A 14,573-nucleotide genomic window follows, 5' to 3' on the forward strand; every position below is an offset into this window, starting at 1 on the left:
GAAGCATCTAGTTATACGAGTTGATGAATTTATACGAAAAACAACAATCTATGCGAAAATAGCCTTAAGTAAAGAAACCCTTCTGTGTTCTAGAAGGGCCTAACTATGTTATTTTATCAATGTTAATCCTTTCCCGCAATGGAAAAAAACGAAATGTGGAGTATGCGGAAAAGCTATTGTCTAAAAAAATCCAGTTCATGATGATTTTTGCTTTCCTTTTTCAAAAAAGTGAAAATGATTTTGGAGGATAGAACCTATATTTTCTAATGCGCTCCATCCTGTAAGCAATAGTGCTGTTAATGAGCAAACATCTAAGTACGCAAAAGTCCCGATTAAATAAGGAAATTGGAACTTATTTAAAATAAATGCATATAAAATTTCACCTTGCATGGCACCAGCAAATATGATGAGCAATCTACCTTTTAATGTTTTTTGCAATAATAAAGCTAAATACCACAACGTTATTCCCATCATCCATTCCTTTTTAAAAATGATCCAAATCGGATCAAAGATCTCAAATAAATGGAAGGTCACATATGCAATGGATACGGTAAATGAACAAATAAAAAAGTATATTAGTGCTCCTCGTTTTTCTTGGCTCATAAATAAGTAACAACTGCCTAACATAAATAACCCGCTTGCTTGGACTTCAAATTCGCCAATCGTAAACTGGACAGTAGACAAAATTAATGCCATTAGTATTATCACTGCCAATTTTAGTCGATATGGGTTTTGCTTTTCGAGAATAAAGGTCAAGTATATCCAAAATCCCCAAAAGACCCAATAAAAGATTTCTCCTTCCAACTCATACACCTCCTATTATTTTCATTATTGGTAATCTTTATGTAGTTTCATACTTCCTTGAATAATATTTCCTGTGTGAATCATCTTATTAAGAGGAGGTGTGTTTGAATGGGAAAAGACAGACAAGAAAAGAAGTTAAAAGCGAGTAGAAGAGTGGAATCAGATCGTGATCAAGCATTGCACTATCCTGGTGCCACAAAGCTATCAGGGCCTGAAGAAGCACGGGGATTAAATGACGGGAAAAGATAAGAAAAAAGCTCTCGCGTATGCGGGAGCTTTTATTTTATCGAACGCTGGGCAAAGTGTTTCGTATCGATGCCGCGTTGATTTAACCAATGATAGGTTTCCCCTGAGATTATTAATGGGGCTTTTTTTATATCGGAAATTGTTTTAGCACCCAAAGCCGTCATAATGATCGTTAATTCGTCATGAAGGGCTTCAATTTCTTTCTGTAAAACCTCTATCCCTTCTTTTAAAAGAATTTGCAAGAAATAACCTGCCATGCCGATTGCATTCGCACCTATTGCTAATCCCTTGGCAACATCATGTCCTGACATAAATCCACCAGAGCCGATGACAGAAAGATCTTGAGAAACAGACGATGCTTCAAGAATGGAAACACTTGTTGGAATTCCCCATTGATTAAAAAAAGACAATGATTTATCCCTGCGCTTATTTTCAATTTCCGCAAAATTTGTCCCTCCGGAGCCGCCTACATCAACTAGTTTAACACCAATGGATAAAAGGTCTTTAACGGTCTCCATCCCCATCCCAAAACCGACTTCTTTTACAATGACAGGCACTTCTGCCTCTTTTACAATTGATTCAATCCTTTTAAGTGCTCCAGAAAAATCACGATCGCCTTCGGGCATGGTTAATTCCTGAATAACATTTAAATGTAATTGCAGTGCGTCTGCTTCAATCATCTCAATTGCGGTTTTGGCGTTCTCAACTGTTGCTTCGCTTCCTAAATTCGCAATGATTACACCAGACGGATTCTCTTTGCGAACAACTTCGTAGGTATATCTTTGAGATTTATCCTTTATAGCAGCCATTTGTGATCCAACTGCCATTGTTAAACCCGTATTATTCGCCACAATTGCCAGTTCTTTATTGATACGATATGTTTTATCACCACCACCACCGGTCATGGCATTGATAAAAATAGGCGAACTTAAATAAAGTCCGCCCACTTCATGGTCTAAACCAACATCGTACACACCGATATCGGGTAAACCTTGGTGAATAAATTTTATATCATCGAAAACTGAAGAATGATTTTGCCTATTTTCAAGCGCAAAACGAATGTGGTCCCATTTCCGTTCAGATCTAGACACTCATATCACCATTATTTTCCTAAATTCTTTAATTTATCACCAATAACTTCCCCAAGTTGAAAGCCCTTTGACTCTTCAGGAAGTTCATAATCTTGATTATCCTCATACTCTTTTTCAAGAAGTTCTTTAATGCTTAATGATAAACGTTGTTCAGATTCATTTGCATCGAGGACTTTGACGTCTACTTCTTGTCCCTCTTTTAATACTTCATGCGGAGTACTAATATGCTTATGGGCAATTTGAGAGATATGAACAAGCCCTTCAACACCTGGGAATACTTCAACAAATGCACCATAAGAGACCAATCTTTTCACTTTACCTTTTAAGACGCTTCCTTTAGGTGCTTTTTCAGAAATATTTGACCATGGTCCAGGGAGTGTTTCTTTAATTGATAATGAAATTCTCTCATTATCACGGTCAACACTTAATACTTTAACTTGAACTTGCTGGCCCTCGTGAACTACATCTGATGGTTTATTAACATGATCATATGATAATTGGGAAATATGAACTAGACCGTCAATGCCGCCAATATCAACAAATGCACCAAAGTCAGTGATTCTTTGAACAGTTCCATCAATAATTTGACCAACTTGTACTGCACTAAGACGATTTTGTTTTTGCTTCCCTTTTTCTTGTTCCACTACTGCTCGATGTGAGAGAATTAAACGGTTCTTTTCTTTATCAAGTTCGACGATTTTAAAAGTAAGAGTACGGCCTTTATAATCACTAAAATCTTCTACAAAATGAGCTTCAACTAATGATGCTGGTACAAACCCACGAACGCCTAAATCGACTACTAAGCCGCCTTTTACGACGTCTTTGACTTCAGTTTCGATGATTTCTCCACTTTGGAATTGTTTTTCTAAATTCTCCCAAGCTTTTTCCGCATCAACTTTTCTTTTCGAAAGGATAATTGCTTCTTCCTCAACTTTTAAAACTTCTAATTCTAGTTCATCACCGTCTGCAACTGCATCAGATGCCTTTTCAATATGAAGACTTGAAAGTTCACTGATTGGGATAATTCCATCAAGTTTACTACCTTGGATATCGACTAGCACCTGTTTTTCTTCTACTTTGGTAACTTGTCCAGTTACTTTATCCCCAACTTCAAAGCTTTTCACTTCTACTTGATTTAATTCTTCCGACATATGTATTCCTCCTTAATCCATTTACTTCAAAAATTCTATATATGATCTGGTGGATGCCACGCAGCATACAACACAAATAAAAAAACAGAAAAGCAGTGAATTTTCAAAAAAAACTCTTTCCATTAACTTCTTATAAATAGTCTATTTTGTCAAGCAGAAGCTATTGATGTTCTTTTTTAAGTTTATCAATTTCTGACATAATTAATTCAGTAACTTGTTCTACTGATGCTTTTTCTTTTCTCATTTCATCCAAATCAATGGGTTGTCCGTAGACAATCTTTAATTTTCGGAAACTTCGATATGGACCGATTATCGCGCAAGGCACAACTGATGCTGTGGACCTTAATGCAAAAAAACCCGCTCCAGAAAGTCCCTTTCCTAGTTCACCATTCTTACTTCTTGTCCCCTCCGGAAAAAGCCCGAAGACATGTCCATCCTTTAAGATCTTTAACCCTGTTCTAAGGGCTTCACGATCACTAAAGCCCCTTTTCACTGGAAAAGCATTACACTTTCTAACGATATTGCCCAAAATAGGCACGGAGAAAATCTCTTCTTTTGCCATATAATGGACAGGGCGAGGGGCCATTATACCAACAACAATGGGATCAAAATTATGGATATGATTCGCACAAAGAAGAACCCCGCCATCTTTAGGGAAATGTTCTACTCCAATAGCTTCAATCCTATAAAGTGGTTTAAAAACTCCTGTAACCACTGATCTTGCAAACGCATAAAACGTCACACCTATCCAATCCTTTCGTGCACCAACACCATTATTTTTTCTACAACATCTGGAATTGTTAAAGAGGTTGTATCGATTTCAACTGCATCATCGCTTTTTTTCAATGGTGCTACTTCTCTCTCAGAATCAATTTTATCTCTACGAGCAATTTCTTCTTTCAATTTTTCTAAGTCAGACGGGAAGCCTTTTTGAATATTTTCAATATGACGTCTTTCAGCTCTTTCTTCCACACTTGCAAGCAAAAATACCTTTACTTCTGCACCTGGCAATACATGCGTACCAATGTCCCTTCCATCCATAACAACTCCGCCCTTAGTGGCAAAAGCTTGTTGTCTTCTGACCATTTCTTCTCGAACCTTTTGATGTTTAGCAACAAAGGAAGTTGAATTGGTTACTTCAGCAAATCGAATTTCATTCGTAATATCTTGATCGTCTAAAAATACTAACTGACCTTTATCAGATGGCAGCAATCGAATATCTGTGGATAATAATGTTTCCAATAAAGCAGCTTCGTCTTCCAAATTCAGTTGATTTACTATTGCCTTATATGTTAAAGCTCGGTACATCGCACCAGTATCAATATAAATGTAAGAAAGTTTTTCAGCTACTATTTTTGCGACTGTACTTTTTCCGGCTGCAGCTGGGCCGTCTATTGCGATTGATATTTTTTTTTCCATAAATCCTCCTATTTGTCATCATGAGTTTCTCAGATGTTGTCTACTATTATTTTACCACAAGATATTGGATTGCCTCTTTTTTTACCATGATAAAATATGAAATTTTTACAGACCAATTCAGTAAAAATGGGTAATCAAAAGAAAGCAGGCTGCCCTGCTTTCTTATTCTCCCTGAAAGGTTTCAAGAATTTCAGTATATGTATTTTCATTTACTCCTTCATACTTTGTCAATTGTTTTACTTGCGGAAATACATCTAATTGATGAAAAAAAAGTTGCGAAAGAAAAAGAAAAATAAATTGGATGATAACAATTTTGATTAAAACTCTTTCTACCTTTTTCATGACTATCCACTCCACTGAGTTAATACCTCTATTATTGGAGTTTTTCGAAAAAAATATAAGGAAAAGCAATTGCTTTTCCTTATAACACATCTTCATAAACAGCCTCTGCGTTCTTAAGTTTTTCTACATCTTCTTCTACACCACTTTTGGCGTTAATAAAAATCCGGTAAGTATCATCATTGATTGTTCCAAGGAACTCGTAACATAGTACTTCTTTATTAAGGTCATTGACAATAATCGCTTGACGGTCTTCCATGACTTTCAAGTTTGGATTTACTTTTGCTCGAGCTTGTTTCACGGAGATAGCCGGTTTTTCAATTGTTCTTGTTTGAAAAGATTTTAAATATTCTTCTGCTGATACACCAATAATATCACCATTATCCAGCGCTACCTTTACTTTTATTGATTCTGGATAAATTCTAACGCCATTAATAGAGGTTACGAAATTGAATACCCCAATATTGTCATACTGTGTGCTTTCAAATATCTCTAAATCTTTAAAGCCCGTGTCTTTTAAAAAAGCAGCCGCCTTATTATCAGCATCATTTAAACTTAGAACTTGTTTTTTTACATCCCGCTGATTGATAAACCAAATTGGTCGACCGGCTTTTTTAGTAATATCCATACTGCCTTCTTCGCCAGTTTTTTTATTTTTTATCGAAACGCTATAAAAACCATAGTTGGAACCTTTTCCATTTTCCGTAACCTTCACTTCTGAATTCCCATCAATTTTGATGTATTTCTTTGCGATTTGGATTGCCTCTTGTTTAGTAATGGTTTTTCCTTTTATTTTTTTAAAATTTTCATCCTTTTTTTGCATATTTGCAAAAGTAGGACCTAGATTAGATTCAGTATAGCCGCTTACCGTCTTTTCTACTGCTTTAAAGCCGTCAATAATGGTATTATCAGTTGATTCCTTTCCAGATGCTAAGGCAAGTTCAACATCCATCCAACGAAGATTATTTTTTAATACCATATGTTGGACTTTTCGGAGATCATTCTGAACATCTCCTGCTTGCTTATAAAGGACCTTTAGGGTGTTGTATTCATCGTTTGACAATGGTTCCTTATCCAAATCTCTTGCAGCTGTACGGTAACTAAAGTTCCCGATTCTAGCTAAGAATTCCTCTGTTTTGTTAAAGGGAAGCAAAGTTAGCGGTAATTGACCAACATTACCATGAGCCTCAGAAGTAAGCCGCCAAACTTCTATAAGGGACGGAGACAATGACTGTTTTGAATTCATTGCAAGAGTGGTCCCAATCTTATCGTGTAATAGATCAACTTGATAGGTCAGGTCATGGAATGCCCGTTGATAAGTATTTTCCGCATTTAAAAGAACGGCATTCTTCTCCTGATGTTCTTGATAGCCCCAATATGCGGTTCCCACAACACCGACTGCGAGAACGCCAATTAATATTCCTCTTATCAATTCTATTCACCTCTCTACTTGCAAAAAATATGTTTCCCGATTCGTTTAATTTGCGGTCGTCCCCAAATCCACCCGCTCGTGGCGGTGTCTGGGTTAAAATAATAGAGTGCCTCCCCAGTTGGGTCCCACCCATTGATTGCATCTAAAACAGCTTTCTTAGCATTTTCATTTGGGGTCAGCCAAATTTGACCATCCGCCACTGCAGTAAATGCTCCTGGCTCAAATATCACCCCTGAAACCGTATTAGGGAACGTTGCACTGTTTACCCTGTTAAGGATGACAGCTGCAACAGCAACCTGCCCTGTATAAGGTTCTCCCCTGGATTCTCCATAAACGGCATTAGCCATCAACTGGATATCATTTTGAGAAAAACCATTTGGTGTGTTAGCAGCCGTAGGCTTTTTAGGCGCTGTCTTTTTTGGTGCTGTGTTTTGCTGTGGTGCCTTTTGTTTTGGCGCTTGTTTGGCTGGTCCTTGTTTTGCAGGTGCTTGGTTTGCTGATCCTTTGTTTGCAGGAGTTTTAGGTGCAGGGCTTGGTGCACTCTGTTTACTTTCATCAACTCCACCGTAATGTGTAAACCTTTTACCTGAGTTAATATGTTTTTTTACAAATTGTTCGTTATACTTGCTTGCTTTAGCTAATTTTAATTTTGTCGACCACCCGGCCAATCCATCAATCGGCAACCCAAACTCATATTGGAAGTTTCTTAATGCCCAATATGTGCTCCAGCCAAAAACTCCATCAATCTTACCGTTATAAAAACCTAAATATTGAAGCCTGGATTGAAGCTCAATGACATCATCGCCAACCGAACCTTTTTCAATTACCTGATTGGTAAATGCACGCACCTCCTTACTTTCTGAAAAGGTCGATGTTACAAACATGAGAAAGATTAGTATAAAGAACTTAATTAAGATTTTCTTCTTTATCATGGAATTTTAACCCCCATTGTAAATCTCTTTTTAGCAGTAAATCTATTTTTTGTTTTAATCGGTTTTTTATTCCATTTAAATGTTAATAAAAGAAAAAACCCTTCTTTAGGAATGAAGGGTTTTTTGGACAGGATATTGTTTTTTAAAATGATTGGCACTTAAAATTTTTGCTTTCTTTACTTTCCTTAATCCAAACCACCAAAGAAAAATCATAAAAGGAAAAATGATTATAAGCCAATTTTCTTGTGAAATTAAGATAAAATCATAGGCTCCATGAAGAATAAATGGCAAAAATAAGGAAAGAATGACCCACTTTGCTTTATTCCCTTCCGTAAACTTCGCCTTTCCAATATAAAAGCCCATAATTACACCAAATAGGGCATGACTTGAAACAGGTAACAATGCACGCGTCACGGCATGTTCGATTCCATTCGCTATTAAATAGAAGATATTTTCGATTGTAGCAAAACCAAGCGATACTGCTACTCCGTAGACAATTCCATCAAAGGGTTCATCAAACTCAACATGCTGATAAACCACATAAAAAAGAATAAACCATTTAAAAAACTCCTCTAACAGACCTGTGCTAAGGAAGGCATTGAAAAGATCAGATTTTACAATATGCTCTGTTTCAAGTACATGCTGGATAAACATGATAGGAAACACAAAAAGAGCTCCGTACATAAATGTCCTTAAAACGAAGGATATTGGCTCTGGTTCATATTCATCTTTTAAATAAAAATAACTTAGTAATGCCAGTCCGGGGGCAAGCCCAGCTGATAATATTCCCAGCATGATGAACCTCTTTTCAAATCCATTTTCTTAATCGTATCATGGATTCTCTATAAAGAAAATGAAAGATTCATTCCAATTACTATTAGGTATTCCTTTATTGTCTCGTTAAAGCTTAAAATTTAATTTCCTTCAAATTACTTGCAAGGGCAACAGCCAATTTAATTCTTGCTTTTTTAGAATCGTTGTCACTCCCTAGAATGACTCCCTTATTAAAAAGATCATAGGCGCTTCCTTCGTAATCATAGGTTGTATAAACAGATCCCTCTTCTGCGCTAGTGGTGATTACCAGTTTAATACCTTGGGCAATAGCTTTATCGATTTCTGTCATCATGTTAGGAGCAACTTGACCACGTCCGACTCCCTCAAGGACAATACCAGAAATCCCTGCTTCTCGCGCTGCCTTAATAAATTTCCCATCTGCTCCAATATAGCATTTAATGATTTCAACCTGTGGAATAGAAGTTTTTAATTCAAAATATTCTCTTTTAATCGGTTTTTGAAATACATGGACTTGATCATTATCGATAATGCCAAGATATCCAAATCCAAATGCATTAAAGCCCTGAATATTAGAAGCATGTTCTTTTTTTACATATCTTGCGGCAAATATCCGTTCATTAAAAACAACAACAGTTCCAGCATCCCTTAAATCATGGGAACATGCACAATAGATGGCATGGCGTAAATTAATGTATACATCGCTTCCTATATCTTCTGGAGAGCGCTGTGACCCTGTCACTACTACTGGTCTGGAATCCTTAATGGTTAAATCGAGAAAATAAGATGTTTCTTCCATCGTATCCGTTCCATGTGTGACAACAACACCTGAAACTTCATCATCCTTAAAATAATCTTCGATCTTATTCTTCAAAAGGATTAAATCCTCAAAAGTTATATGGATACTGGCTTTTTGGAAAACCGATTCAACCACTACTTCGATGTCATTTGGCAAATTACACATACTTGCTAATTCTTCACCAGTTAAAGCTCCAGATGCTAATTTTCCTGATTCTTTATTTGGCTTGCTTGCAATTGTTCCACCTGTTGTTAATAAAACAACCTTTTTCATTATTTAGCCACCCTTTTTGCATCTTTTTCCACGATAGACCGAGAGATTGCTGCTCCATGGAATCTGCCATTTTCAATAAATATTTCATTTGCGTTATTTCCTGCTGCAATAACTCCCGCAATATATATTCCATCTATATTTGTCTCCATTGAATCGGGATTAAAGAAAGGCCGCCCAGTTTCTTCATCCATTTTTATATCCATATTTTTTAAAAATTGATGATCTGGATGGTATCCAGTCATGGCAAAAACAAAGTCATTGCTGATTGTTATTTCCTCATCGTCTTTTGTATAAAAAACTTGATCCTCTGTTATTTCTTTAACATGTGCATTAAATTCCATCATTATTTCCCCTGTACGTACTAACGACTCAAACTCAGGGAGAATCCATGGTTTTATACTTGGTGAATACTTTTCACCACGATACAAAACTGACACTCTCGCACCTGCTTTTACCAATTCGATCGCTGCATCCACACTAGAATTTTTCCCGCCAATCACACAAACATCTTTATCGTAATAGGGATGTGCTTCCTTAAAATAGTGAAATACTTTTGATGAATTTTCGCCTGGAACATTCATATAATTTGGATGATCATAATAACCGGTTGCGATGATTACATAGCGTGCACTATAGGTATTTTTATCCGTATAAACTTGAAACAATTCACCTTGTTTGGATACTTTTGTTACTTGTTCAAATGAGTTAATGCGCAGCTGTTTTCGTTTGGCCACTTCACGATAATAGACTAGAGCCTGATTTCTTTTTGGCTTATAACTATCAGTAATAAATGGCACTTCTCCAATTTCTAATTTTTCTGCCGTGCTAAAGAATGTTTGGTGGGTTGGATAGTGATAAATGGAATTCACCACATTTCCCTTTTCAATGATTAAGGATTCCTTACCTTTATCCTGAAGGGCGATGGCTGCTGCTAAGCCACAGGGGCCACCACCAACAATGATAATATCTTCTATTTGCATAATGGGTACACTCCTTAAAACAATCATACCTGGATGACAAAAAACTCCTATCGTCTATGATAGGAGTTTTTTAACTATGTTTCAATGGTTAAGTATAATATTTACATGCGGCTTGAAATTAAATCCAGCCCCTAAAGCGGCTCGCTTCTGCCATCTTTCTAACCCCAACCATATAAGCGGAAAGACGCATATCTACACGGCGTGTTTGGGCAGTTTCGTAAATATTATTAAAGGATTTTACCATTACTTTTTCAAGCTTTTCTTCTACTTCTTCTTCAGACCAATAATAACCTTGGTTATTTTGAACCCACTCAAAATATGAAACAGTTACACCGCCAGCTGACGCTAAAACATCCGGAACAAGAAGAATTCCCCGCTCTGTTAAAATCTCAGTTGCCTCAAGCGTGGTTGGACCATTAGCCGCCTCAACAACAATGCTTGCACGGATATTATGAGCATTTTCTTCCGTAATTTGATTTTCAATCGCAGCCGGAACAAGAATATCGCACTCAAGTTCAAGCAATTCTTTATTTGTTATTGTGTTATTAAATAATTTTGTCACTGTTCCAAAGCTGTCTCGTCTATCTAATAGATAATCAATATCAAGTCCATTTGGATCATGTAATGCCCCGTATGCATCGGAAATTCCAATTACTTTTGCACCAGCATCATGCATAAATTTGGATAAGAAGCTTCCAGCATTACCAAAACCTTGGATAACTACTCTAGCCCCCTCAATCTGAATCCCTTTCTTCTTTGCAGCCTCTTGGATACAGATTGTTACACCTTTTGCAGTTGCTGATTCACGTCCATGCGATCCTCCCAAAACAAGAGGCTTCCCTGTAATAAAGCCAGGTGAATTAAATTCATCAATTCGGCTATATTCATCCATCATCCAAGCCATGATTTGCGAATTGGTAAATACGTCTGGAGCTGGAATATCTTTCGTTGGTCCTACTATTTGACTAATAGCTCTAACATAACCACGGCTCAATCTCTCAAGCTCTCTAAACGACATATCTCGAGGGTCGCAAACGATACCGCCTTTACCACCGCCGTATGGCAGGTCGACGATCCCACATTTTAAACTCATCCATATTGAAAGGGCTTTCACTTCTGTTTCTGTTACACCTGGATGGAAACGAATCCCGCCCTTTGTTGGCCCCACTGCATCATTATGTTGGGCACGGTAGCCAGTAAATATTTTTATAGAACCGTCATCCATTCTAATCGGAATCTTAACTGTCATTAAACGCAATGGCTCTTTTAAGAGCTCGTAAACCTCTTCAGGATAACCTAACTTTTCAAGGGCCTTATGTATAACTGTTTGTGTCGATTTCAACACGTCATGTTTTTCCTCTTGATTAGTCTTTTCATTATCTTTTTCGGCTACCATTTGTAATCCTCCCTAAAAAAATGCTACGAATGTTGTCATCTTTCAGACACAAGTATACACCTTTAATTCATTTATGCAATAAGAAAAACATAAAAAAAACATTATGTAAACGTCGCCATTGGCATTTTAAAAGTATTTTACTAATGCAATGGCTAAATATTATTGCACAATTTCTTTTTTCATTAGGCTATGTTAAACTCGCCTGTTGATTTCCGCTCCAGGAGCGGGCGGTCCGGGGAGCCTCCCGCAGGAGTCCTCGCGCCTGGAACGGAGAACAACAGGGTGCCAAAATCAACAATAGTCTTTAACATAGCCTTTCGTTATCGGGCGGTGGCGCCCTTTGAAAATCTATAAAAAGATATAGTCACTTAAAGAAACGAAGAATGGTTTCCACCGCGTGATTATCGATAACTCGTTTACCATATTCAGCTAGTACATACGGGCTTAAAATAGAAGCATTACCAAATTCTGATAAAACGCAAGCTGCTTTCATATTTTTTTCAGGTTCTAGATTTTCCATTAATAAATAGTAACGGTTGTTCCAGGCAAAGAGATTCCCACCGAAAATATTGACTGAAGACAGTCTTTTGGCTAGACCTATAATGTCTTCAAACTCATCAAATTCATACAAGAGGTCTGGAAAGCCTTCAACCCTTACTTGCATCTCAATAAATCCATCATATAAAATTTCTTCATCTTCTATTATTTCATCAACGGTAATAATCAATATCATCCCTTGTGCCTGGAGGGAGAACACCTCTACCGCAACAGAACCTTGAATATCAACATCAAATTCCTCACTTGCCTCTTCCAGCATATCATGGAAAAGCTGATTCCATTTAATGGAATCCTTCCAAATATCTTCTTTGGAGAGTCCCCTGTCAAATAAATCATCAGAGGTAAGAAAAATTTTTATTTTATTGGCTGTTAAGCGTTCTAAGCGCATGATTTTGCCCCCTGCCGTGACATAACTCTTGTTTTCAGTGTATGCCTCAGGGTTCTGTTGGTGAATTGTCTATATTTATCCTTCCTTTTCAGAATCCCCATTTAGTTTTATTAGGTGACATTCAGCAGGAGCGCCTAACCTCAACGGAATGGCAGTGGTACCATAACCATTGCTTATTAATAGGACCGTATTATCTAACCTTTTTATTTTTCCCCGTTCATGGGGACTATATCCCAAAATGTGGATTTGTCCTCCGTGTGTATGACCACTTAACACCAAGCGGATGTTATGCTCAGGAAGAATCTTATCTGTTATACTAGGATAATGGCTCGCTAAAATCTTAAAACTGCTTTCTTCTGCATCTAATATGGCTAAATCAAGGCGATCTCGTTCTTGACTTAAATCATCAACACCCAATAAACAAATTTTTTCCCCTTGCGCCGATTCAAAGGTTACAGCTGTGTTTGCTAATACTTTAATGCCTAGTTCTAGGAGGATCGCATCCAATTTATGATAATCAACTTCATAATCATTGTTACCCCATACAAAATAAACAGGACCAATTTGCTTTAAATTCATTAGGTTTGCTTTTACTTTTTCAAAAGAGACTCCTTTTTCTGTTAAATCCCCTCCAATTATCACAATATCCGCTTTGCCAATAACAGGATTTATTACTTTTTCAGAAATTGTTCTCCTATGTATATCCGATATAAAAAAAATCGAAACACTGCCAAGTGATTTAGGAAAGTCCGGAAAGCTAAATTCATGTTCAATTATATTATTTAAAAAAGCTTGACGTACCATATATAAAACTAGACTGACACCGATGATAAAGATGAACAAGAAGACTACAGTAATAACCATTTTCCTTTTTCCCCATTTCTTAACTTCGTTCCATGGAAATCATACCATAAAAAAGACTTAAACTAAAAAAGACAATGGTTTGCTCCCACCCTAAATGAAAAAGAAACGAAAAAATAATAATCAGTAATAAATATTCAAAAAGAAGGGTATCAACCATCACTTTTCGTTTTTGCCAAGTCTTTTTGGTCCCAATAATCAGTTCACGGATTACTCTTCCAGTAATGAGAGACCCGATAAAAAAAACCAAGGTGCTCGCAAAAAATTTTAATGGATTTACAACTAGACTTATAAAAAAATCAGCTAAAACAAAGGGATGAGGAATTGAAATCCATTTGATTAGTATATACCCACATAAAAAAATGACGAAACACGTAGCTACTTTAAAAAACATAAAAACCCCCTCCCATACAATGTATGAGAAGGGATTTAAAAATTTACCTGCAGCTCGTTATTAATCTTCTTGAATACTCAATATTCTAAATCCATGTTCTTCTAATTTTTTGGTAAATTTATCAATGTTATCTTTCTTCTCAATCTTCATTACGATTCTTCGGACGAGTTTATCTGTTTCGTCAAAAGTTACCAGTGAAATAATATGCTCATGGAATTGATGAGCGATTTCCGACAGACGAGCAATTCGTCCCTCCGTTTCAACTGATGTAAAAGCAATCCTCACACCTGGACGATTTACACCAAATGCACTTTCAAAAGAACTAATTACATCCGAGCGTGTAACCACTCCTAGGAAATTTTTATTTCCATCAACAACCGCTAATAAAGGAAAATCCTTTAGATCAAGGAGTGTTTTCTCGAATAATTCTCCGCCTTCTAAAAATTTTTCATGATGTGAAGCAATATCTTTTACAAAAGTGGAAGTTAAATACTCTTCCTTTGGTTTATTTGATTGAAAGTAGCCCGCATAAATGTTATATCTTGTCGCAACTCCCACATACTTATCACCACTTAACACTGGCAGCCCATCAATCTGATGTCTTTCCAAACTTTCTAATGCTTCTTTAAGGGTTGTATCCTCTTGTGCAGTAAAACATTCATGCTTTGGAATCATAATATTTTTTACAAACAATTCCCATCACCTCAAAATATAATCA

Annotated in this window: 17 protein-coding genes; 1 reads left to right on the plus strand and 16 read right to left on the minus strand. The window is 36.7% G+C overall.

Annotation, left to right across the window (positions count from 1 at the left end; translation table 11 throughout):
* Positions 1–195: 195 nt before the first annotated feature.
* Positions 196–804: a YphA family membrane protein gene (locus tag V7137_RS00295; protein WP_335455468.1), complete on the minus strand. Its 609-nt coding sequence runs from the start codon at positions 802–804 to the stop codon at positions 196–198.
* 108 nt (positions 805–912) lie between these two features.
* Between V7137_RS00295 and V7137_RS00300 the strand changes: the two genes are divergently transcribed.
* Complete coding sequence (locus V7137_RS00300) at positions 913–1,053, plus strand: YpzI family protein (RefSeq protein ID WP_066257239.1); 141 nt, start codon at positions 913–915, stop codon at positions 1,051–1,053.
* A 29-nt stretch (positions 1,054–1,082) separates the two neighbouring features.
* Here V7137_RS00300 and fni read toward each other — a convergent pair whose 3' ends face one another.
* From fni to V7137_RS00375, 15 genes are all read right to left on the minus strand, one after another.
* The gene (gene fni, locus V7137_RS00305) at positions 1,083–2,141 is read right to left on the minus strand and encodes a type 2 isopentenyl-diphosphate Delta-isomerase (protein WP_335455471.1); all 1,059 of its coding nucleotides are present in this window, start codon (positions 2,139–2,141) and stop codon (positions 1,083–1,085) included.
* An 11-nt stretch (positions 2,142–2,152) separates the two neighbouring features.
* Complete coding sequence (gene rpsA, locus V7137_RS00310; RefSeq protein ID WP_335455474.1) at positions 2,153–3,292, minus strand: 30S ribosomal protein S1; 1,140 nt, start codon at positions 3,290–3,292, stop codon at positions 2,153–2,155.
* Between the two features lie 160 nt (positions 3,293–3,452).
* Positions 3,453–4,034: a lysophospholipid acyltransferase family protein gene (locus V7137_RS00315; RefSeq protein ID WP_335455476.1), complete on the minus strand. Its 582-nt coding sequence runs from the start codon at positions 4,032–4,034 to the stop codon at positions 3,453–3,455.
* Between the two features lie 2 nt (positions 4,035–4,036).
* Positions 4,037–4,711, minus strand: a complete 675-nt coding sequence (gene cmk, locus V7137_RS00320; protein ID WP_335455479.1) for a (d)CMP kinase — start codon at positions 4,709–4,711, stop codon at positions 4,037–4,039.
* A gap of 162 nt (positions 4,712–4,873) precedes the next feature.
* Entirely contained in the window at positions 4,874–5,053 is a 180-nt protein-coding gene (locus tag V7137_RS00325; protein WP_218349098.1) for a YpfB family protein, read from the minus strand.
* 79 nt (positions 5,054–5,132) lie between these two features.
* On the minus strand, positions 5,133–6,482 hold the full coding sequence (ypeB, locus tag V7137_RS00330; protein WP_335455482.1) for a germination protein YpeB: 1,350 nt from the start codon (positions 6,480–6,482) through the stop codon (positions 5,133–5,135).
* A gap of 14 nt (positions 6,483–6,496) precedes the next feature.
* Positions 6,497–7,414 (minus strand): spore cortex-lytic enzyme, encoded by a 918-nt coding sequence (gene sleB / locus V7137_RS00335; protein WP_420490067.1) that lies wholly within the window; start codon positions 7,412–7,414, stop codon positions 6,497–6,499.
* A 105-nt stretch (positions 7,415–7,519) separates the two neighbouring features.
* Positions 7,520–8,209 (minus strand): glutamic-type intramembrane protease PrsW, encoded by a 690-nt coding sequence (gene prsW, locus V7137_RS00340; protein WP_335455485.1) that lies wholly within the window; start codon positions 8,207–8,209, stop codon positions 7,520–7,522.
* A 112-nt stretch (positions 8,210–8,321) separates the two neighbouring features.
* The gene (locus V7137_RS00345; protein WP_335455489.1) at positions 8,322–9,278 is read right to left on the minus strand and encodes an asparaginase; all 957 of its coding nucleotides are present in this window, start codon (positions 9,276–9,278) and stop codon (positions 8,322–8,324) included.
* Complete coding sequence (locus tag V7137_RS00350) at positions 9,278–10,258, minus strand: YpdA family putative bacillithiol disulfide reductase (protein WP_335455492.1); 981 nt, start codon at positions 10,256–10,258, stop codon at positions 9,278–9,280. Before V7137_RS00350 ends, V7137_RS00345 begins: the two co-directional genes overlap by 1 nt.
* A gap of 118 nt (positions 10,259–10,376) precedes the next feature.
* The gene (locus V7137_RS00355; RefSeq protein ID WP_335455495.1) at positions 10,377–11,654 is read right to left on the minus strand and encodes a Glu/Leu/Phe/Val family dehydrogenase; all 1,278 of its coding nucleotides are present in this window, start codon (positions 11,652–11,654) and stop codon (positions 10,377–10,379) included.
* A gap of 364 nt (positions 11,655–12,018) precedes the next feature.
* Complete coding sequence (locus V7137_RS00360) at positions 12,019–12,600, minus strand: genetic competence negative regulator (protein WP_335455498.1); 582 nt, start codon at positions 12,598–12,600, stop codon at positions 12,019–12,021.
* A 75-nt stretch (positions 12,601–12,675) separates the two neighbouring features.
* Positions 12,676–13,464: a metallophosphoesterase gene (locus tag V7137_RS00365; RefSeq protein WP_335455501.1), complete on the minus strand. Its 789-nt coding sequence runs from the start codon at positions 13,462–13,464 to the stop codon at positions 12,676–12,678.
* Between the two features lie 19 nt (positions 13,465–13,483).
* Positions 13,484–13,855: a hypothetical protein gene (locus tag V7137_RS00370; protein ID WP_335455505.1), complete on the minus strand. Its 372-nt coding sequence runs from the start codon at positions 13,853–13,855 to the stop codon at positions 13,484–13,486.
* A gap of 60 nt (positions 13,856–13,915) precedes the next feature.
* Positions 13,916–14,548, minus strand: coding sequence for a CBS domain-containing protein (locus V7137_RS00375; protein WP_335455508.1), 633 nt, complete (start codon positions 14,546–14,548; stop codon positions 13,916–13,918).
* Positions 14,549–14,573 lie beyond the last annotated feature (25 nt).

The organism is Neobacillus drentensis (genome assembly GCF_036962765.1).
Taxonomy (GTDB): Bacteria; Bacillota; Bacilli; order Bacillales; family Cytobacillaceae; genus Neobacillus; species Neobacillus drentensis_C.